Raw genomic sequence first — 18211 nt, 5'->3', positions numbered from 1 at the left:
TCCTTTCGGACAATTTTTGACCATGAATCGCTGTGCGAATAAATTCGGTATGAACTCACCATATCTGTGCAATAATGCACCGATGATCGACTGGCAGGACCTTCACCATTTCGCCGCTCTCGCGCGAACCGGCTCCCTCTCTGCGGCGGCGCGCGAGTTGGGTGTCGACCACGCAACTGTCGGCAGACGTATTGCGGCGTTGGAGTGTGCGCTTGATCTGCGCCTCATCGATCGGCGGCCACGCACCTCGCCGCTGACGGCTGACGGTCGTGCCATCGCCGAACTGGTGGCGGGTATGGAGGAAAATGTCGAGGCGATCAGACGCTATTCGAAAAGTGCCGTGTCTGGGCTTTCCGCTGCAGTCAGGGTCAGCGCACCGCCGTCGATCGCTGCCCATCTCCTAGCGCCGAAAGCCGCGCTGTTTCATACCCATCATCCGAACATCACGCTGACCATTGCCGGCATTGCACGCAGCGTCGCGCTCAATTACGGCGAGGCTGACATCGCCGTGCGCATGATCAGGCCGGAGGAAAGCGATCTCTTGGTCCGGCGTATCGGCGCCATGCGCTTCGGTCTCTACGCGATCCCGCCCTTAGCGCAAACGCCAGAGGAGGACTGGGTGTTCATCGGCTATGATGCGGCGATGGAGCATCTGACCCAGCAAACCTGGCTTCGCAGTCTGCTGAATGGTCGTCCGATCGTCTTCCGCGCCACCGATGTTTTCGGCCAGCTCGAGGCCGCTCGTGCCGGACTGGGGGTCGTGGCACTTCCGAGATTTCTAGGCGATCGCGAGGCAGGATTGGTGCGCCTGCCGGCGGAGATCCCATCACCGACGCGCGACCTCTGGCTCGTCATCTATCCCGATCTCCGTCGCTCGCCTGCCATCCGTGCGGTTATGGACTTCGTGGCGGATGTGGTCGGTCAAAGTTGCCCGTTGCGGGACGCCTCGGACAGCTCCGTATAAGTACCGATTCCAACCCGTATTTTTCTGTTGCGGCCTCGTGGCGAATCTCTATCCATAGACGGATGGACCACACTTACGGTCGGTGATCGATGACGAAGCTGGGCAGTTGGTTCCTGGTGGACAGGGCGGATCTGGTCGCGGGCATATCGGTTGCCGGACTGATGCTGCCGGAAGCGGTCGCTTACGCCGGCATCGCCGGCCTGCCGCCGCATCGTGCCATCCTCGCCGGTATCGTCGGATGTCTCATCTATGCCATATTCGGCCGCAGCCGCTTCGCCATCGTCTCCCCCACATCCTCATCCGCTGCCATTCTCGCCGCAACATTGGCCGTCGTGCCGGGTGATGCGACGATCAAGGCGGGGCTTGCCACGGTTGCCGTGGCGCTCGCCGGCATTCTTTTCGTCATCGCCGGTACCTTGCGCCTTGGCGGCATCACCGGTTTCATCTCGCGGCCGGTCCTACGCGGCTTCGCACTCGGATTGGCGATCACCATCATCCTGCATCAGCTGCCGATCTTCGTTGGTGTGGCTGTGCAAGGCTCGAATATCCTGGCTTACGCGGCCGCACTCTTCGGCGCGATCCTCCAGTGGAATCCGATCAGCGTCGCCGTCGGCGTGGTCGCGCTGGTGGCATTGCTGCTCTTGAAGCGATTGCCGGGCATTCCCGGCGCTTTCTTTGTGCTGGCCGCCGGCATCTTCGCCTCCTATCAGTTCGGCTTGGAAGGCCATGGGGTCAAGCTGGTCGGACCGATCGAGATACTGCCGCAATGGCCGTCGCTGCCGGACGCCGACTGGACCGCCTATTCCCGGCTGGTACAATTCACCGTGCCCCTTGTCCTCATCCTCTTTGCTGAATCCTGGGGTACGATGCGTGCACTCGCCCTGCGTTATGGTGAGACGCTGGAGATCAATCGCGAGCTTGGTGCGCTGGGTGCAGCCAATATCGCCAGCGCCGTCGTTCAGGGCATGCCGGTCGGCGCGGGTTTTTCCGCAGGCTTCGCCAGTGAGGCGGCGGGGGCAAAGACGCGGGCGACAACCGTCTTTGCCGCCATCGGCCTCGCGATCCTGATTGCCTGTGCCGGACCGCTGGTGGCGCTTCTGCCGGAGCCGGTGCTGGCTGCGGTCGTGATCGCTGCTCTGACCCATGCGCTCGACCCCAGCCCCATCCTGCGGCTGCGCCGTCTGCGTCGCGATTTCTACGTGGCACTAGGCGCCGCCGTCGGCGTGCTCGCTTTCGGCGTGCTCAATGGCATGCTGCTGGCAATCGCCCTTTCGCTCGCTGCCATGATGCATCGCCTGGCATCCCCGTATATCGCCCGTTTGGGACGGCTCGACAACAGCCATGACTTCGTCGATGTCAGCAGGCATGACGACGCCGCCGAGATACCGGGCATCGCCATCTGGCGCCCCGGCGAAACCCTGTTTTTCGGCAATGCCGATACGATCTTCGGCGACATATTGTCCGGCAGCCGCAGCCAAGTCGGATTGCGGGCCGTCATTCTCAGCCTGGAGGAAAGCTCCGATATCGACAGCACGGCGATGGACGCCTTGATGGAGTTCGACAGCGCCATGCAGCGAGCCGGCCTCCGCCTACAGTTTGCTCGGGTGCATGACCGGGTTCGCGATCTCATGATGGTCGCGGGCGTCGCCGATGTCGACAAGCGCTGCAGCTTCAGCGTCGATGATGCCGTCGCGGCGGTGATAGCTGAAGGGAAACCTCCAAAGGCGTGAGCGCCCGCTCAATCATGCAAAGTCCAATAGCAGAGATGATCGTGCCTGGCCTCTCCCTGCAGGCTGTTGATGAGGACGAAGTCCCTGGCGGTCCAACTCACGGGTTCCTCGAGCATGATGTCGGGAACGAGATGTCCCTGATAGAGCAGCGTCATATGCGGTTCGACGGAGCTCTCCTTGGCTGGCGTAATGCCTGTGAGCCGCATAGCATCGGCCAGTTCCTGATGGAGCGCCTTCAGTTCGGCGTTTCCGTCCTTGCTCCAAAGGACAAGTGGGCGGTTGTCGCCATTGCCGAAGCTGACTGCTCGATCGAAGACGACGGGAAAGGGCGGCTTCCTCACCCGAGAGGCAGCTTCCATCGCCGCAAATGCCATTTCCTCGGGCAAGCAGCGAAACGAGCCGATCGGGTAGAGCGTCACATGAAAGAGATCGGCCCGACGCGGCTTCGTGGAAAAGCGGTGCTGCCGGCGAAGATGTCCTGCAAGCTCATGACTGCGTGCAGCAATTGCCGCATCGGGCAGGAGGGCGAAATAGAATTTATTGATCGGCCCTTGATCGATTGGCGGCGGTGTTCGCGTATGCGCTCCGCCCGCAAGATAGAGTGAAAGCTGCCCATTGTTCTTCATGGTCACTTCAAAGCGCGTATCGCTTTGTCCTCCTGCTTTTTGACCGCAAAACGATAGGATAAAGCAGTTGCTAATTCAAGAACAAAACAAGAACAAATCTTGAAGGCTTTCCGTCGCAAGCGTTACCAAAAAAGCGATCGAATAAAAGGACGACCTGATCTGTTCATCCCAGGTTCGGGCATGCGTGCCCATTTTCACTCAAAGGAATCACGATCATGTTCAACAGATCAGTCTTTGCGGCCGTTGTTTTCGCTCTCATCGGCTTTGGTATCGCTTCCTGCTCGACATCCGGCGAGCGCAATAGTGGCGGCGGCATGACGCTGAACGCGCCTCCAACCGGCGGCGGATATTGATATCCGCGCTCGCGATTGTCTCAGAGCCGCGCCGCCGACATCAAAACGGTGGCAATTCTCCTTCCTCGCAAGAAACGGGTTGAATTCGACGCTTCCGAGGCCGATTTTCATGGCAAGTGGAAACACGGGAGGTTTCGTCATGAACGAGACAAGCCAGAATTACCTGATCTTCGAGACCGCCGGCGGCTTCTGCGGCATTGCCTGGAATGATGTCGGCGTGCTGCGCTTTCAATTGCCGACGAAGGATGCGGGCGCGACCGAGCGTCTGCTTCGGCGCCGCCTGCCGAATGCGCAGCCCGGGACCCCAAGCGCGGACATCGCGGCAGTGGTTGCCAAGGTGAAGCGCTATTTCGCGGGCGAGGAGATCGACTTTTCCGACGTCACGCTCGATCTCGGCGAGCAGGATGCCTTTTTCAGGCAGATCTACGATGCCGCCCGGCAGGTCGGCTGGGGCCACACGACGACCTACGGCACATTGGCCAAGCAGCTCGGCGCAGGGCCGGAAGCTGCGCGCGATGTCGGGCAGGCTATGGCGAAGAACCCGGTGGCGTTGATCATTCCCTGCCATCGCGTTCTGGCGGCTGGCGGCAAGATCGGCGGCTTTTCCGCGCCGGGCGGTTCCAACTCCAAGGCTCGCATGCTGGAGCTCGAAGGCGTTCAGCTCGCGCCGCCAAAACCGGTGCAGCAGTCGTTGGGGTTTTAGGCCACAAAGCGGCCCGAGGATTAAGCAAGATGGACCGGGAGGGCGGTTACTGAGTGAAACCGCTCTCCTGTTCAATCGCCAATTTCACCTCGCGATAGTGCTCTGTCAGTTTCGCCAGATCGAAGGCCCTGTTGAGGCCGCTCGGGTTCGGTAGCACCCAAATCGAAGCGCCCGCAAATTTTTCCGCTTGCCGCCCCCATTCGACATTGGCCCGGAGGCTGATGGCGACATAGGCCGCTTTGCCGAGAAACGCCAGATTAGCCGGCGCAAACTTCCTGATCTTTTCTTCGAGCACTGGAGCGGCGGCAATATAATCGCTCCTTTTCAGCTCGCTGGCGCTTTTCGTCGGGCGGGAGACCGCCGATGTCAGGCCGAGGCCATATTGCAGCATCTCGCGCTCTTCCTCCGCCCGCAGCAGGCGAGGGGTGAAGCCGGCAAGGTGCAGGACCCGCCAGAAGCGGTTGCTGCGGCTCGAGAAGTTATGCCCGTCGCGATGCGCTGTAAGCGCGGGGTTCAGCCCGCAAAAGACCACGGAAAGATGAGGTGCCAGGATTTCGGCAAGCCCGCTCACCTGCTCTGCTGTTTCGGTCGGTTCATTCATGGTCTTCGTTGAGGCATCATCCTGCATGTCGGATTTCCTGCGAAAGCGGCGGCGAGCGCGCCGCCTTCGTCACGCTAGCCGATAAGCGCCCGGCCGGCCAAGGGATAAGAGGCCTGATCCGCCCTTGCCTGCCCGAATCCTGCCGGCCTTCACGCATCACACAACAGTGGGCGGGCCGAACCACGTGGTCAGCGCCTCCGGAAGCTCCAACTGCGTCTCCTCTCCAACCCAGGCAACATATCCATCCGGCCGTATCAATACCGCAGTGGGTGCATCAACCGCGCCGATCGCTGGAAGCTCCCACGGCCCGGCATATTGGGCGTTGATCGATTGCACCCGATCCGCCCAAGGGGCGATATCGAAGCTCTCGGGCACGCCGAGATTGAGCAGCAAAGGCTGGCCTCCGTGCAGCAGGTCGAAGAGCCGCAGCGGACCATGGGCGGCGGTGAGGTCAAGATCGGGCATGCGGCGGCCGAGCAGCGGATGTCCCTCGCCAAGATCGTAGTGGATATCCAGGCCGGACATCATCGCGGCGTAGCGCCGGCGCGGCTCGTCCATGGCGAGGCATTCGGCCATGGTCTCCCGGAGGATCTGCGTGCGGTCGTCGGGGCGGCGGAGCGCGACCGAGACCAGGATATTGCGCAGCACCCGGGCAGCGATCGGATGACGCTCGGCGTGATAGGTATCGAGCAGGCTTTCCGGCGATATGCCCTTGATCACCTGGGCCAGTTTCCATCCGAGGTTTACGGCATCCTGCACACCGATATTGAGACCCTGTCCGCCATCCGGGGGATGGATATGCGCGGCGTCCCCGGCGAGCAGCACACGGCCCTTGCGATAGGATGCTGCCTGTCGCACTGCATCCGTAAATCTCGAAATCCAGTGGGGGTTATGCGCACCATAATCGGCGCCAAAGACGGCGATAAGAGCGTCGCGGAGATCGCTGAAGCTCGGCTCGCTCGAGGTTCTCAACTGCCGCTCCGTCAGCATCACGCCGATCGGCCCTGTCTTAGGATAGATGACCTTCCCGTCGCGGATTTCGTATTCGAACCTGCCGAGGGAATGCATGCCGAGCGCATCATGACGAATGCCCAACTCCGGCTCCTCGGTCATGTCCACCTCGGCGATCAGATTGCTGACGGTCGCATCCCATCCGGGAAAATCGATGCCGGCTGCCTTGCGGATCAGGCTGCGCCCGCCGTCGCATCCAACGAGATAATCCGCTCGCAGCGTCGTCCCGTTGGACAATTGAACATCGACGCCACCGTCGTCCTGCGCGAAGCCGGTAACTTCCATGCCGTAGTGGACCGGCACGTCGAATTCGCCGACCCAGTCGGCGAGGATGCGCTCTATGTGTTTCTGGCGCAGCCCCAGGCCATAATTGTGTCCGGTGGGAAAATCGCTGATATCGAGGCGCACCGAGGCGAAACTTGCCACCTGCGCTATATGTCCTTGTGAAAGGAACCGATCGGCAATGCCGCGCTGGTCGAAAATTTCGATGGTGCGCGCATGTAGCCCGCCGGCGCGCCAGCCGACAAGCTCCTGATTGGCACGCCGCTCGATGATCGCGACGTCTATGCCCGCCAAGGCCAATTCGCCCGCCAGCATGAGCCCTGTCGGACCGGCGCCGGTAATAACCACCGCATGTTTCGTAACAGTCATGTTCATGTCCATGCTCCGCTTTTCGGTTTGTGCCGGCATTTGTACGGGAGGAGCCGGGTCTTGACGCAAGTCCCTTGTGCGCCACATATGTAGACTAGAGAGAGCGAATATCTGCTCTCGTGGTCGAATATTGACCTGCGAAATCCCTCACGAAACGGCTGCCTCCCCATCCCATAAGATATTTGATCCGCGCCCTAACGCGTTGTTATTGCGCGCTTTGGAACCAAAGGTCGTGCGAGATCGTTTACCCCTGACTTTGACACGACGCTGACGTCGTGCCCGGCCGGCTGGGTAAGCGGCGTATTTGAGGAGCAGCTCATCATGAATATTTCATCTGGATTTCGGTCGGTCGCGGTTGCCGCCATCGCCGCTGCAGGAATTGGCTTCGCCAGCGCGGCACATGCCGATAGCGGCACCATCCGCTTCTCCGTCTACAAGGCGGCTTTCTTCGTCGGCGGCTCCGGAGGCGAGGGCACCTTGACCTTCCACGGCAAGCGCTATCCAATCTCGATTGGCGGCATTTCGGGCGGTCTCGCCTTCGGTGCCTCCAAGACCTATTTCCAGGGCACTGTGCGCAATATCCGCCGCGCCCGGGATGTGGCCGGCGTCTACGGCGCTGCCGGTGGCGGTGGCGCGGTGGGCAAGGGCGCCCAGATGATCGTCATGACCAATGACAAGGGTGCCAAACTCGAGCTCACGGGCAGGCAGGTCGGCCTGCAGGTCAATGCCGATATCAGCGGCTTGAGCGTCACAATGAAATAAGAGCGCGTTCAGCTCTGATAATTATTGCCCGAAGGCCTGATCTGCAGGAATGGCGATCAGGCCTTCGTTGCGAAGCAAGCTACCCATGAGGGCGAAGTCGATCGCATTCCGCGGGTCTTAGGGAATCAATGCTCTCAAGCCAGCATCGACTGTTGGGCGAAGATCCCCGCCATCGTGCCTTGCCATGATGCCGTGGTGACCGAGGGGATGAGGGGGTTGGTGAGGTCCCCTGCGGCGTAGATGCCGGGCATGCTGGTTTCACGGCGCTCGTCGACCTTGAGGACGATGCCGAGGGGCGTGGCGGCCGTGGCGAGGCCTAGTGGTTCATGCAGGCTTGCAGACGGCTTGTTGCGCGGATGGGCGAACAGGATGTCGACCGCGACATCGGGGCCGGTATCGAGCTTGACGGTGGCGCCATGGACCCCGTGACGGGCGATTTCAGTGATCCGACCATCGATGATAGGTGTGTTGCGACGCTCCAGATCGGCCCGGATATCGGGCGGAATGTCGTGACCATCGGCGAAGACCGTCAGCTTGTTGGTCCAGTCGTGGAACAGCCTGACCTGATTATGCGACTGCGGGCCGGACCAGACGAGGCCCCAATGTTGGCCGGCGACTTCAAAGCCGTCGCAATAGGGGCAGGGCACGATGGACGTGCCCCAGCCTTCGGAAAAGCCCGGAACAGCAGGCATCTGGTCGGTGATGCCATAGCTCAGGATTAGGCGGCGCGCCCCAAGGCTTTCGCCATCGCCAGTGAGGACGGAGAAATCGTCGATGGTGCCGGAGACGCCGTCGGCCCGGGCATTGACCAGCTTGATCGTGGGATAGCGCGCCAGTTGCTGCCGCGCCTCGGTCAGGATGTCCAGCGGCGGCTTGTGATCGTGGCCGAGCATACCATGCGAGTGGCCGGCGAAGCGATTACGCGGCAGGCCGGTATCGAGAACGGTGACCTTGCGGCGGGCACGGCCGAGCTGAAGGGCGGCTGCGAGGCCAGCAAAGCTGCCGCCGATGATGATGACGTCATCCATGGTGATGGACTCCTTGTTGTGGATGGAAGAGGATGGGCCGGACTTGGCGGGGCCGGGGCGCGGGCGATGCCGATGGCGGAAAGCGCCGCGGCCAGCTTCAGCAGGGTTCGTCGCTGCATGGATCTCTCGCAGTTCAGGCCGTCGATCGTCCGACAAATGCGCTTGCGTATTTTAGATACTACATGGTATCGTAATTCAGCCATTACGATACTGTCAAGGACCATAATTGTCGTGAACGAAAACAGTCAGGGCCGGCGCGGGCGGCCCGCCAACGAGACGCTTGGCCAAACCATAGTCGTCGCCGCGGGCGAACTCTTTGCAGAATTGGGTTTTCAAGCGACGACATTGGACAAGGTCGCCCAGCGAGCGAAGATATCCAAGCTCAGCATCTATCGCCACTTCGAGAACAAGGAGGCGCTGTTTGGCGCGGCGTTTGCGGCCCGCTGCCAACAGTTAATACCACAGGCCCTTTTTGAAGGCGTCGACGGTTCGGCGGAAGATCAGCTCATGGCGGTGGGATCGTCGCTGCTTCGCACGCTGTTGCGCCCTGACGTCCGCAATGTCGAAGCCATGGTCATGGCCGATATGACAAGTCAAAAGTCGTTGAGCAAGCTCCATTACGAAGCCGGCCCCGCCCATATCATCGCCCAAATCGAGGCCCTGTTACGTCAGTTGCACGCGAAGGCGGTTCTGAACGTGCCCGATCCTCTCCGGTCCGCCCGCTTGTTTGCCGCGCTTTTCAAAGGCTCCGATCTCCTGATTATCGCACGCTTCGATGAGGCGAGAGCAGAGGACGACAACGAGATCGAATCCTATTGCCGGTCGGCCGTCGCCATGTTCATCGCCGCGCACGGGGGCAACGACCACGCGGGGGGATAGCCTAGACGGGCCGTGAAGGACGGTGACGCAACCAATAACGCCCGCTTTTTTGGGCGACGCCATTCAAGCGCCGCTCAAATGGACGAAGCAGGCGCGGCAGCGAAAATTGGCGCTTAGACTGCGCGATCACCACCGTTCCCCCTCACTCCCATTCGATCGTGCCGGGCGGCTTCGAGGTGACGTCGTAGACCACGCGGTTGATGCCGCGGACTTCGTTGATGATGCGGGTCGCGGCGCGGCCGAGGAATTCCATGTCGTAGTGATAGAAATCCGCGGTCATGCCATCGACGGAGGTGACGGCGCGCAGCGCGCAGACGAATTCATAGGTGCGGCCATCGCCCATGACGCCGACGGTCTGGACCGGCAAAAGCACGGCGAATGCCTGCCAGATGGCATCATAGAGGCCGGCCTTACGGATTTCATCAAGATAGATCGCATCGGCTTCGCGCAGGATTTCCAGCTTCTCGCGGGTGATGCCGCCTGGGCAGCGGATGGCGAGGCCGGGGCCGGGGAACGGGTGGCGGCCGATGAAGCTGTCGGGCAGGCCGAGCTCCTTGCCGAGCGCGCGCACTTCATCCTTGAAGAGTTCGCGCAGCGGCTCGACGAGCTGCATCTTCATGCGTTCCGGCAGGCCGCCGACATTGTGGTGCGACTTGATCGTGACCGAAGGGCCGCCGGTGAAGGAAACGCTCTCGATGACATCGGGATAAAGCGTGCCCTGGCCGAGGAAATCGGCGCCGCCAAGCTTCTTGGCTTCATCCTCGAAGGTTTCGATGAAGAGCCGGCCGATGATCTTGCGCTTGGTCTCGGGATCGGAAACACCCTCGAGCTCGCCGATGAAGCGGTCGGAAGCATCGACATGGATCAGATGCAGATTATAGTGCTCGCGGAACATGGCAACGACGTTTGCCGCCTCGTCCTTGCGCATCAGGCCGTGGTCGACGAGGATGCAGGTCAGCTGATCGCCGACAGCCTCGTGGATCAAAAGCGCGGCGACGGAGGAATCGACGCCGCCTGACAGAGCGCAGATGACGCGCTTGTCGCCGACCTGATCGCGGATCGCCTGCACTGCCTTGGCGCGATAGGCTGACATCGACCAATCGCCCTTGATGCCGGCGATGTTGTGGATGAAGTTGCCGATGAGCTTGGCGCCATCGGGCGTATGCACGACTTCCGGGTGGAACTGCACGCCGTAATATCTACGCTTCTCGTCGGCGATGAAGGCATAAGGCGCGTTCGAAGACGTGGCGACCACCTCGAAGCCATCAGGCAGCGCGGTGACGCGATCGCCGTGGCTCATCCAGACCTGATGGCGCGAACCGTTTGACCACAGACCTTCGAAGAGGGCGCAATCCTTATCGACTTCCAGGAAGGCGCGGCCGAATTCGCGGTGGTGACCGCTCTCGACCTTGCCGCCGAGCTGCATGCACATGGTCTGCTGGCCGTAGCAGATACCGAAGACCGGGATGCCGCTGTCGAAGATGATCTGCGGCGCCCGCGGCGAGCCTTCGTCCACGGTCGAGGCCGGACTGCCGGAGAGGATCACGGCCTTCGGCTGCAGCCGCTTGAAGCCGGCTTCGGCGGATTGGAAGGGGACGATTTCGCAGTAGACGCCCGCTTCGCGCACGCGCCGTGCGATGAGCTGCGTCACCTGGCTGCCAAAATCGACGATGAGAACGGTATCTGGATGTGCTGTCTGGGTCATGGCGAGCCTTTAATGAAAAGCGCTTTCCCTGGCAATCGGGCAAATCACACAAACGGCGATTTTATTGTCCCGATTGTCCTACATTCTCTGTCTTTTCTCGTAATTCCGGACGGAAAACCGCCATGCACTTTTCCTGGAATTGCTTCAGTGGTTTCCAGTCCCTCAAAACCAGAATACGCCGTCTTCGAGCGCCGTAAACAGCCCATCGACCGCGTAGGAGAGTTTGCGGTCGATCACATGCAGATATTCCGTCCAGTCGGAAATGTGCTGAAGCTCGACCTTTCCGTCGGAAATGCCACGCAGGCCGATCAGCGGCAGGCCATAGGTTTGGCAGGCGCGCAGCACGGCGAAGGTTTCCATGTCGACCATGTCGGTGCCGATGCGTTCATAGGCTTCGGAGCCGGAGACGATGTTGGCGCCCGTCGAAAGGCTGCCCTCGGCAATGGTAGGAATACGTAGTGGCAATTCGATCGTTGCAGGCAGATCGAGGAAGGGCGTGCGGCCCTTCTCGAAGCCGAGCGGCGAGGCATCCATATCGCGGTAGGAAACCGAGGTGACCTGGTAGACCTCCGTCTGCTCCAGTTTGGCGGAGCCGGCCGAGCCGAGCGACACCACGAGATCGGGAAGATCGCCCTGCGCTTCGAGCTGCGCGAAGGCGCGGGTGAGCACAATCGCGGCCTCCACCGGGCCAACGCCCGTCATCAGCGGATCGATGCGCGAGCGCAGGAAGGGTCCATATTCGGCCTCGGCGGCCATGACGAACAGGATCGATTTGCCCGATACCCGCTTCAATTCGAATTTCATCCGCTAATTCCCTCTCTGCCCCGGATGACCATCATCGTTCCCGTCATCGAGGCGATCAGCTTGGCCGGTCCGTCGCCGATGGCATAGCCGCGGCCGTCAGCGACGATGATCGTCGTGCCAGGCTTGGTGACATCGCCCCGAAACAGGAAGCGCTCGCCGCGCCCGGGCGACATCAGGTTGACCTTGAATTCAATCGTGAGGATCGACGCGGAGGGATCGATGACGCTGTAGGCCGCAAAGCCGCAGGCGGAATCCAGCGCGGCGGCAATGATCCCGGCATGTAGGATTCCGTGCTGCTGTGTCAGCTTCACATCGAACGGCAGCTCGATTTCGACCGTACCATGCTCGACGCGCGTCAGTTCCGCACCGATCGTTGCCATCGCCGCCTGTCGCGCGAAGCTCGTTCTGATGCGGGTCCGAAAATCGCCGCCGGTCCCCGTGTCATCTGCCCCTGTCATGCCGTCCCCTTCTTTCGCGGGTGCGAAATTGGCATGGAGAGGCCATTTGGACAAGGGTTATCCGGTGGAAAAAGGAAAGCGCCCCAAGCTGCTGCGCCGACATCGAATTTCCACGATCAACTCGCTGTGCTACCTGACACAAGGAAGCTTGTCGTGAGGACACAGATGACCACGATTTGGCAATTCGCGGCCGCCGATGAGAGCTGGATGCGGACGCAGCTCGCTGCCGATCTGGTCGATCAGTGCCCGGCGGCTTCCAAGATCAGATGGGCAATCGGATCGGGGTGCGAGATCAGCGAGAGGTGGCTTGCCTTCACTTCGATGGTCTTCGCGCCCATACGCTTGGCCATGAAGCGTTCCAGATCCGGATTGATCGTTCTGTCTTCGGTGGAAACGGCATACCAGCTTGGCTTGCTGCGCCAGGCGGCCTGAGTGGTCTTTCCGGTCAGCAAAGCCTTCTGGAAGGGCTGCTGCACGGCATAAAGCACTTCGGCCTTGGCCTTGGGCAGGTCGCCGGCGAAGTCGCGCAGGAAGGCTTCCTCGGTGAGCCGTCCTTCGTCGCCGTCGAAGACGATACCGGCCGAGGCAGGGGGCGTCGGATATGTCTTGGCGAGCGCCGTATAATCTTCGCCGGCATCCGGTGCGCGGGCTGCGACATAGACGAGCGCCGAAACCTTCGGATGAACGCCGGCTTCCGTCACTAACATGCCGGAGAAGGAATGGCCGACAAGGACGGTCGGGCCGTCCTGGCGGTCGAGCACGCGCTGTACCGCCGCGACGGCTTCGGGGAGAGTCGTCAACGGGTTCTGCACGGCCGTGCAGTTCAGCCCCTTGGCCTGCAGCCGGGCGATGACCTCCGTCCAGCAGGAGCCGTCTGCGAAAAGTCCATGCGCAAGAACGACGTTGCGGGCCTTCAATGGCGCGGAGGTAGCCGCACCCGTGGTCGAGCTGCTGGCGGCCATGCCACGCGTGGACATGAGGGAGGCGGCGGCACCGGCAACAATGGCGGTCGCGAAATTTCGTCTGGTCATCATCATCGTGATACCTATCGTTTAGAGATAAATTAGCACCAGAAAGCCGTCGTGCCGGATGCCGGAACGGTATAGCTTCTGAAGTTTTTGTATGTCTCGGGGACGGCATCTGCCCGGATCCTACGGATCAAAAGCCCCTCTGCATCCCGATTCAGCGTCAAGCTTGCTTTGTGTATGCAAAAGCAAGCTCAATGCCTATCTTTGTATTCTTTGTATCGAATTCCGTCAATAATTGTATGTGTAACGGTTGCGTGATAGATAAATTGTATGCAAATCTTGGATTGAGGTGATATTTTGCATACAAGTCGCAACGGATGTCGGAGAATTGGGAACGATGGATGGATTAGATGGTGCGGCCGACGATCGCGAGTTGTTGTCCGACCGCATTCGCAACGCGCTGGAAGATGAGATCGCGACCGGCAAGCTTGAGGCGGGCGCAGCACTGGACGAACAGCAACTGGCCGATCGTTTCGGTGCCTCGCGCACGCCGGTTCGCGAGGCACTGAGGCAGCTGTCGGTAAGCGGTCTGGTCGAAATGCGAGCGCGGCGCGGGGTGGTCGTTGCCCGCATGACGCCTGAACGCATCATGGATATGTTCGAGACGGTTGCCGAAATCGAATCGATGTGTGTAAGGCTCGCCACTTATCGCATGACGCCGCTCGAGCGCAGCCACCTGATCGAACTGCACGATGCGTCTGAAACGCTTGTGAAAACAGGCGATTTCGATGCTTACGATGTGTTCAATCGCGCCTTCCATGAGGCGATCTATCACGCCACCCACAACAGCTTTCTTGCCGAACAGGCGATCATGATCCGCAATCGCCTGGCGGCCTTCCGCCGGGCTCAATTGCAGCAGGAGCAGCGGCTCGAGCGATCGCGGGCGGAGCATGAAGCCATTATGCAGGCGATAGCCGAGGGAGACGGGGAAATGGCGTCGCGGCGCATGCGGGCACATATGCTCAATGCAGCGACGGCGTTGCGGCGCTTCATCGAAGCCAGCAAGCTTATTTAGGCAGTCCAGCCAAAGTCCGGATCAGCCGCGGGCGATGCGGACGATGTGCTGGTCCCAGGCGACATCGTTGTGTTCGCCCAGAAAGTTGCCGTCATAGGACGAGACGGCAAAGCCATGTCGGGCCGGTGCGATGCCCGCCGCATCGGCGATGCTTTCCACCTTCAGCACTTTGCCGGTCTTCGCATCCAGCGTCACCGAAGTCCCTTCGACCGGCGATGTGACACCAACGAGATTCTCGGCACGGTTGACTGCGATGGCGCCGACATAATTGCCAAGCGCCCGCGTCGTGTCGTCGGGCAGGGTAACGAAACTCAGGTCCTCGCCCCTGGCGAAATGGCCGACAAGCGGCGGCAGGTCGTTGCGGTGGCCTTCGTACTGGCAGGCGAACCAGACGCGGCCGCTGGCATCGATATCGACATGCCGGGTCGAGACCTGGGCATATTGCGACGGCAGCGTATGCTTCTCGATCAGCCGGCCGCTAGCAGCGTCGATCAGCGTCAGTGACGGTTCCATATGGTCGAGGTTGAGCTTGGCGCGGCCGAAATCCGGATGGGTCTCGATGCCGCCATTGGCGACGATCAGGAACCGGCCGTCATCGGAAACCGTCATGTCATGCGGGCCGACGCCATAGGTCTCGTATTCGCCGATGCGGGCGAAGCGGTTGCTGCCGTCATAGAGCCCGATGATACCGCGATTATTGTCGAAATCGTTCTCGCTGGCATAGAGCAGCCTGCCGTCTGGCGAAAACGTGCCGTGCCCGTAGAAATGTCGGCCTTCTCTAGCGGAAATGACGATCGGCTCGGCCTTGTTCCAGGGATCGAAAATCATCGCGTAAGTGCCGGGCCGGCGCGCGAAGGCGACAGTCTTGCCGGTCGCCTTCGAAAAGGCCATGCCGTGGGCGCGGGCGGGCAGCGCGACCTGATCGATGATGCGCCCCTGTTCGGTCACCGTCGCCACTGCAAAGGAGCCGTCGGCGGCGCGGATGCCGGAGGCATAGACCGCATCGGCCCGCTCCAGCGCCATCAAGGCACTGGGCTTGAGCGCCGCAAGGAAGGTCAGTCCCGCTGCCTTGACGAAGGCCCTGCGATCGATCAAGCCGCTGCGCATCATGTTCTAGTCTCCGTCGGCGAAGGAGAAGCCGGCCGAAAGACCGATGGCACCGCCATACTCATCGCTGAAGCTGGTGGCGAGATCGCGGCTGACGGCGAGCAGCTTGTCGATCTTGGCGCGCTCAGCGTCGTTGCCGATGGCCGCCTCGATATCCGGATTGATCGTCGGTGCCGTCGTCGCAAGCTCGTTCAGCAGGCCGTCGATCTTGGTGGCAACCGCGCGCTTGTCCACCGGCAGCAGGCTTGCCATGTCGGCTTTTTCCCAGAGCGTCTTCAGGCCCTCGATATTGCCCGTGAACGAGGTCCACGTATTGGCCGAGCGCCAGTAGATCGCCATCTTCGGCCGCGCCGTTGCCGGATCGCCTTTGTAGAAGGTTTCCAGCCGCTGGTCGCGAACATTGGCCGCGCCATGTACGAGGATGCCAAGCAATGCGGTGACGGCCTCCTTGTTGTCCATGAAGTCATTGCTGTCCTTGCCGGGAAACTTCCAGGATTTCTGCACGCCATCTGGCGCATCCCATTCGTCGGCGATTTCCTTGGCGGTGTTTTCGATATTGCCGGCGACAGCCGCTCCATAACGGCAACGGAAGCTCTGTTTATCCTTCCCGAGGACATTGGAGCCGTTGCCGAAGAGTACATATTCCAGTGCCGTCATGCTCATCAGCGCCACGCTCTTGCCGGCGACGGCCTCGACGGTTGTGTCCTGCTCGTCCGCCTTGGCGATCAGCGCCTGCACCTGCTTGAGGCCGACACCCTTGCGGTCGGGATAGAAGAGGATGTGCTCGAAGCGGTTCTTTTCGATGATAGGGCCGGTATCGACGATCTCGATGCGCGACCAGCTCTTCACAGTGTCACCGAAAGCCGATTTGGCGCCGGAAAGGGTGGCGTCCGCGGGATCGGCGCACAGCGCCTTCATCGCGACATTCAGTTTCGAGGCGGAGTCGTGCATGGCACGGTAGCCAGGACGGATGACGTCATCCACCGCTTTCTGCAGTACGGCCGGCACCGCCGCCTCGTTCAGGCCGGCGCCATTGGTTGTCGCATCCTCAGCATGGGCAGGCAACGCCGCAACGGCAAGCAGCAGGCTGGCGGCCAGAGCAATTCCAGCAAAAGTGAACAGCGGTTTTGCGTCCGGAATTGCGTGAAAACAATGGGACGGAGCATTTGCGTGACTCCGTTTAGAACGGAAATGCTCCGGACGTTTCCAGTGGCGCATCAGAGGGACTCCAGAAAGTTGATGAGGGCTTGCCGATCGTCCTTCGATAGACCGGCGAATGCATTGCGGGCTCTTTCCGCCTCTCCTCCATGCCAGAGGATGGCTTCGGTCAATGTGCGGGCGCGGCCGTCATGCAGATAGGCCTGCCGGCCGCTCACCGTCTGTGTCAGGCCTATACCCCAGAGCGGCGGCGTGCGCCAATCGCGGCCGGATGCCACGCCCACCTGCTGTCCATCCGACAAGCCTTCGCCCATGTCGTGCAGCAGGAAATCGGAGTAAGGCCAGATCAGCTGGAACGCCTGCGGCGAAACCTTACCGTCGCTGCCCTTCAAGTCATCGCGCGTCACGAATTTCGGCGTGTGGCAGGCGGTACAGCCGGAGCGATAGAACATGTCCTTGCCGTGCAGCACGGCGGGCTGGCTCGTCGAGCGGCGGGCGGGCACGGCAAGATTTTCGGAATAGAAGGTGACGAGCGGAAGCACCGGGTCCGGCGCTTCTGTGTCGCCCAGGCGCTTCTGCACGCCGGTCGGCATGGTCAGACATTGCGGTTCTTTGGCGGTGCAGTCGCCGTACGGGTTCGGTCGGTCTGGCGTCGAAATGCCGATATCGGCGGAAAAGGCGTCGGCCACCTGGTCGCGCACGGTTGCATTCTGGGCCTTCCAGCCGAAACGCCCGAGCGCGAGTTGACCCGTGCGATGATCGCGGACGATGGCGGGGCGGCCGCGAATGCTGGTGCCCTTCTTATCGTCCGGGTCGGCATTGGCGAGAATATCGGCATCCGGGATGGCCTCGACCAGGCCGAGGCCGATCATCGGCGGCGCGATGCGCGCTGAAAGCGTGGTGTTGACGTCCATCGGCCCGTAGGCGAGATCGCTGACGCCGTAATGCGGCTTGCGCAAGGTCACGGTCTCGCCGCCGGCAAGCGTCACCGTCTCCTCGCTATAACTCACAGTCACCTTGCCTTCGGCGGCGAGCCCGGGGACGGCAAGATCCTGCAGCTGTGCCCCATAGGTCGAATCCGGGAAATTGAGCGCATGATGGTCCCTGACCACCTGCTTCTCTTCCGGCGTGATGGCGGCCCTTGCCAGGCGCAAGACCATCGAGGTCGCGGCCGCGCCTGCTTCCTCCGGCGGATGGCCGCGCCCGTCGCGAATATGGCAGCTTTGGCAGGAGCGGGCATTGAACAGCGGCCCCAGCCCATCGGAGGCCTGGGTGGAGGAGGGGGCGGAGACCCAGAGCTTGCGGAAAAGCGCATTGCCGAGATGAAAGTCCTGCCCCTGCGCCTGGTCTAGCTTGGCCGAGGGTTGGGAGAAGATATCGCGCGTGACCTTGTCGATCGAGGTCAGGCCGCCGCCCTGCATCGTTTCATAAGGTTCGGCCTTGAGAAAATTGCTGGTCGCGCGGGTCACGTCGCGCACGCGCTTCAACTCCTCAGCGGAGAGGTCGGTGCGGTTACTCGGAAAATCTAGGATGTCCGCGGCGGCGAGCGTGATGGAAAAAACCAAAAAAGCCGCAGCGATGGCGGGCAAAAAGGCGCGATTGGCCGGAATGCGTGTCATGGGTGTCGG

18 protein-coding genes are annotated in these 18211 nt (G+C 61.3%); 7 read left to right on the top strand and 11 right to left on the bottom strand.

The annotated features are described in order from the left end of the window. Positions 1–49 precede the first annotated feature (49 nt). Together FHT73_RS18040 and FHT73_RS18035 are read left to right on the top strand one after the other, a co-directional pair. Complete coding sequence (locus FHT73_RS18040) at positions 50–964, top strand: LysR family transcriptional regulator (protein WP_246712148.1); 915 nt, start codon at positions 50–52, stop codon at positions 962–964. A gap of 89 nt (positions 965–1053) precedes the next feature. Then, positions 1054–2694, top strand: a complete 1641-nt coding sequence (locus FHT73_RS18035) for a SulP family inorganic anion transporter (protein ID WP_183713498.1) — start codon at positions 1054–1056, stop codon at positions 2692–2694. Between the two features lie 8 nt (positions 2695–2702). On the opposite strand, the gene FHT73_RS18030 is transcribed toward FHT73_RS18035, so the two are convergent. Then, positions 2703–3320, bottom strand: a complete 618-nt coding sequence (locus FHT73_RS18030) for a 2'-5' RNA ligase family protein (RefSeq protein ID WP_183713495.1) — start codon at positions 3318–3320, stop codon at positions 2703–2705. A gap of 215 nt (positions 3321–3535) precedes the next feature. Between FHT73_RS18030 and FHT73_RS18025 the strand changes: the two genes are divergently transcribed. Both FHT73_RS18025 and FHT73_RS18020 read left to right on the top strand, forming a co-directional pair. Next, entirely contained in the window at positions 3536–3673 is a 138-nt protein-coding gene (locus FHT73_RS18025; protein WP_183713492.1) for a hypothetical protein, read from the top strand. A gap of 139 nt (positions 3674–3812) precedes the next feature. After that, the gene (locus tag FHT73_RS18020) at positions 3813–4376 is read left to right on the top strand and encodes a methylated-DNA--[protein]-cysteine S-methyltransferase (RefSeq protein WP_112609267.1); all 564 of its coding nucleotides are present in this window, start codon (positions 3813–3815) and stop codon (positions 4374–4376) included. Between the two features lie 46 nt (positions 4377–4422). Here the strand turns inward: FHT73_RS18020 and mug are convergent, their stop codons facing one another. Beyond that, positions 4423–5004 carry a G/U mismatch-specific DNA glycosylase gene (gene mug, locus FHT73_RS18015; RefSeq protein ID WP_183713488.1) on the bottom strand — a complete coding sequence of 194 codons (582 nt, stop codon included), beginning with the start codon at positions 5002–5004 and terminating at the stop codon, positions 4423–4425. Positions 5005–5133: 129 nt separating this feature from the next. After that, entirely contained in the window at positions 5134–6645 is a 1512-nt protein-coding gene (locus tag FHT73_RS18010) for an FAD-dependent monooxygenase (RefSeq protein ID WP_246712149.1), read from the bottom strand. Positions 6646–6960: 315 nt separating this feature from the next. Between FHT73_RS18010 and FHT73_RS18005 the strand changes: the two genes are divergently transcribed. After that, positions 6961–7401: a hypothetical protein gene (locus tag FHT73_RS18005; RefSeq protein ID WP_112336759.1), complete on the top strand. Its 441-nt coding sequence runs from the start codon at positions 6961–6963 to the stop codon at positions 7399–7401. Positions 7402–7535: 134 nt separating this feature from the next. Here the strand turns inward: FHT73_RS18005 and FHT73_RS18000 are convergent, their stop codons facing one another. Beyond that, complete coding sequence (locus FHT73_RS18000; RefSeq protein ID WP_112413414.1) at positions 7536–8429, bottom strand: NAD(P)/FAD-dependent oxidoreductase; 894 nt, start codon at positions 8427–8429, stop codon at positions 7536–7538. A 231-nt stretch (positions 8430–8660) separates the two neighbouring features. Between FHT73_RS18000 and FHT73_RS17995 the strand changes: the two genes are divergently transcribed. Then, the gene (locus FHT73_RS17995) at positions 8661–9308 is read left to right on the top strand and encodes a TetR/AcrR family transcriptional regulator (RefSeq protein WP_112399659.1); all 648 of its coding nucleotides are present in this window, start codon (positions 8661–8663) and stop codon (positions 9306–9308) included. 142 nt (positions 9309–9450) lie between these two features. Here the strand turns inward: FHT73_RS17995 and guaA are convergent, their stop codons facing one another. From guaA to FHT73_RS17975, 4 genes are all read right to left on the bottom strand, one after another. Next, the gene (gene guaA, locus FHT73_RS17990; RefSeq protein ID WP_183713485.1) at positions 9451–11013 is read right to left on the bottom strand and encodes a glutamine-hydrolyzing GMP synthase; all 1563 of its coding nucleotides are present in this window, start codon (positions 11011–11013) and stop codon (positions 9451–9453) included. A gap of 162 nt (positions 11014–11175) precedes the next feature. Continuing rightward, positions 11176–11817, bottom strand: coding sequence for a 5'-methylthioadenosine/S-adenosylhomocysteine nucleosidase (locus FHT73_RS17985; protein ID WP_112336756.1), 642 nt, complete (start codon positions 11815–11817; stop codon positions 11176–11178). Further along, positions 11814–12275 (bottom strand): PaaI family thioesterase, encoded by a 462-nt coding sequence (locus tag FHT73_RS17980; RefSeq protein WP_112336852.1) that lies wholly within the window; start codon positions 12273–12275, stop codon positions 11814–11816. Before FHT73_RS17980 ends, FHT73_RS17985 begins: the two co-directional genes overlap by 4 nt. A 239-nt stretch (positions 12276–12514) precedes the next feature. Further along, positions 12515–13312, bottom strand: coding sequence for an alpha/beta hydrolase (locus tag FHT73_RS17975; protein WP_183713482.1), 798 nt, complete (start codon positions 13310–13312; stop codon positions 12515–12517). A gap of 328 nt (positions 13313–13640) precedes the next feature. On the opposite strand from FHT73_RS17975, the gene FHT73_RS17970 reads away from it, so the two are divergent. Next, positions 13641–14318: a GntR family transcriptional regulator gene (locus FHT73_RS17970; RefSeq protein ID WP_183713480.1), complete on the top strand. Its 678-nt coding sequence runs from the start codon at positions 13641–13643 to the stop codon at positions 14316–14318. Between the two features lie 21 nt (positions 14319–14339). Here the strand turns inward: FHT73_RS17970 and FHT73_RS17965 are convergent, their stop codons facing one another. Genes FHT73_RS17965 through FHT73_RS17955 form a run of 3 tightly spaced genes read right to left on the bottom strand, consistent with a single transcriptional unit; the run spans position 14340 to position 18202 of the window. Then, positions 14340–15428: a DUF1513 domain-containing protein gene (locus tag FHT73_RS17965; protein WP_183713476.1), complete on the bottom strand. Its 1089-nt coding sequence runs from the start codon at positions 15426–15428 to the stop codon at positions 14340–14342. Between the two features lie 3 nt (positions 15429–15431). Further along, positions 15432–16643 carry an imelysin family protein gene (locus tag FHT73_RS17960; RefSeq protein WP_246712150.1) on the bottom strand — a complete coding sequence of 404 codons (1212 nt, stop codon included), beginning with the start codon at positions 16641–16643 and terminating at the stop codon, positions 15432–15434. Continuing rightward, a complete protein-coding gene (locus FHT73_RS17955) occupies positions 16643–18202 on the bottom strand; it encodes a di-heme oxidoredictase family protein (RefSeq protein WP_183713664.1) in 1560 nt (519 codons plus the stop codon). The genes FHT73_RS17960 and FHT73_RS17955 overlap by 1 nt, the downstream gene beginning before the upstream one ends. Positions 18203–18211: the final 9 nt, after the last annotated feature.

Source organism: Rhizobium sp. BK098 (assembly GCF_014193155.1).
In the GTDB taxonomy this organism is placed as follows: domain Bacteria; phylum Pseudomonadota; class Alphaproteobacteria; order Rhizobiales; family Rhizobiaceae; genus Rhizobium.
Note: the sequence above shows the minus strand (reverse complement) of the source record. Positions and strands in the feature narration are given on the sequence as shown.

Coding starts and splice junctions, on each gene's coding strand:
- FHT73_RS18040 (WP_246712148.1), top strand. CDS start 50: ATGAACTCACCATATCTGTGCAATAATGCACCGATGATCGACTGGCAG.
- FHT73_RS18035 (WP_183713498.1), top strand. CDS start 1,054: ATGACGAAGCTGGGCAGTTGGTTCCTGGTGGACAGGGCGGATCTGGTC.
- FHT73_RS18030 (WP_183713495.1), bottom strand. CDS start 3,320: ATGAAGAACAATGGGCAGCTTTCACTCTATCTTGCGGGCGGAGCGCAT.
- FHT73_RS18025 (WP_183713492.1), top strand. CDS start 3,536: ATGTTCAACAGATCAGTCTTTGCGGCCGTTGTTTTCGCTCTCATCGGC.
- FHT73_RS18020 (WP_112609267.1), top strand. CDS start 3,813: ATGAACGAGACAAGCCAGAATTACCTGATCTTCGAGACCGCCGGCGGC.
- mug (WP_183713488.1), bottom strand. CDS start 5,004: ATGCAGGATGATGCCTCAACGAAGACCATGAATGAACCGACCGAAACA.
- FHT73_RS18010 (WP_246712149.1), bottom strand. CDS start 6,645: ATGAACATGACTGTTACGAAACATGCGGTGGTTATTACCGGCGCCGGT.
- FHT73_RS18005 (WP_112336759.1), top strand. CDS start 6,961: ATGAATATTTCATCTGGATTTCGGTCGGTCGCGGTTGCCGCCATCGCC.
- FHT73_RS18000 (WP_112413414.1), bottom strand. CDS start 8,429: ATGGATGACGTCATCATCATCGGCGGCAGCTTTGCTGGCCTCGCAGCC.
- guaA (WP_183713485.1), bottom strand. CDS start 11,013: ATGACCCAGACAGCACATCCAGATACCGTTCTCATCGTCGATTTTGGC.
- FHT73_RS17985 (WP_112336756.1), bottom strand. CDS start 11,817: ATGAAATTCGAATTGAAGCGGGTATCGGGCAAATCGATCCTGTTCGTC.
- FHT73_RS17980 (WP_112336852.1), bottom strand. CDS start 12,275: ATGACAGGGGCAGATGACACGGGGACCGGCGGCGATTTTCGGACCCGC.
- FHT73_RS17975 (WP_183713482.1), bottom strand. CDS start 13,312: ATGATGATGACCAGACGAAATTTCGCGACCGCCATTGTTGCCGGTGCC.
- FHT73_RS17970 (WP_183713480.1), top strand. CDS start 13,641: ATGGATGGATTAGATGGTGCGGCCGACGATCGCGAGTTGTTGTCCGAC.
- FHT73_RS17965 (WP_183713476.1), bottom strand. CDS start 15,428: ATGATGCGCAGCGGCTTGATCGATCGCAGGGCCTTCGTCAAGGCAGCG.
- FHT73_RS17960 (WP_246712150.1), bottom strand. CDS start 16,643: ATGCGCCACTGGAAACGTCCGGAGCATTTCCGTTCTAAACGGAGTCAC.
- FHT73_RS17955 (WP_183713664.1), bottom strand. CDS start 18,202: ATGACACGCATTCCGGCCAATCGCGCCTTTTTGCCCGCCATCGCTGCG.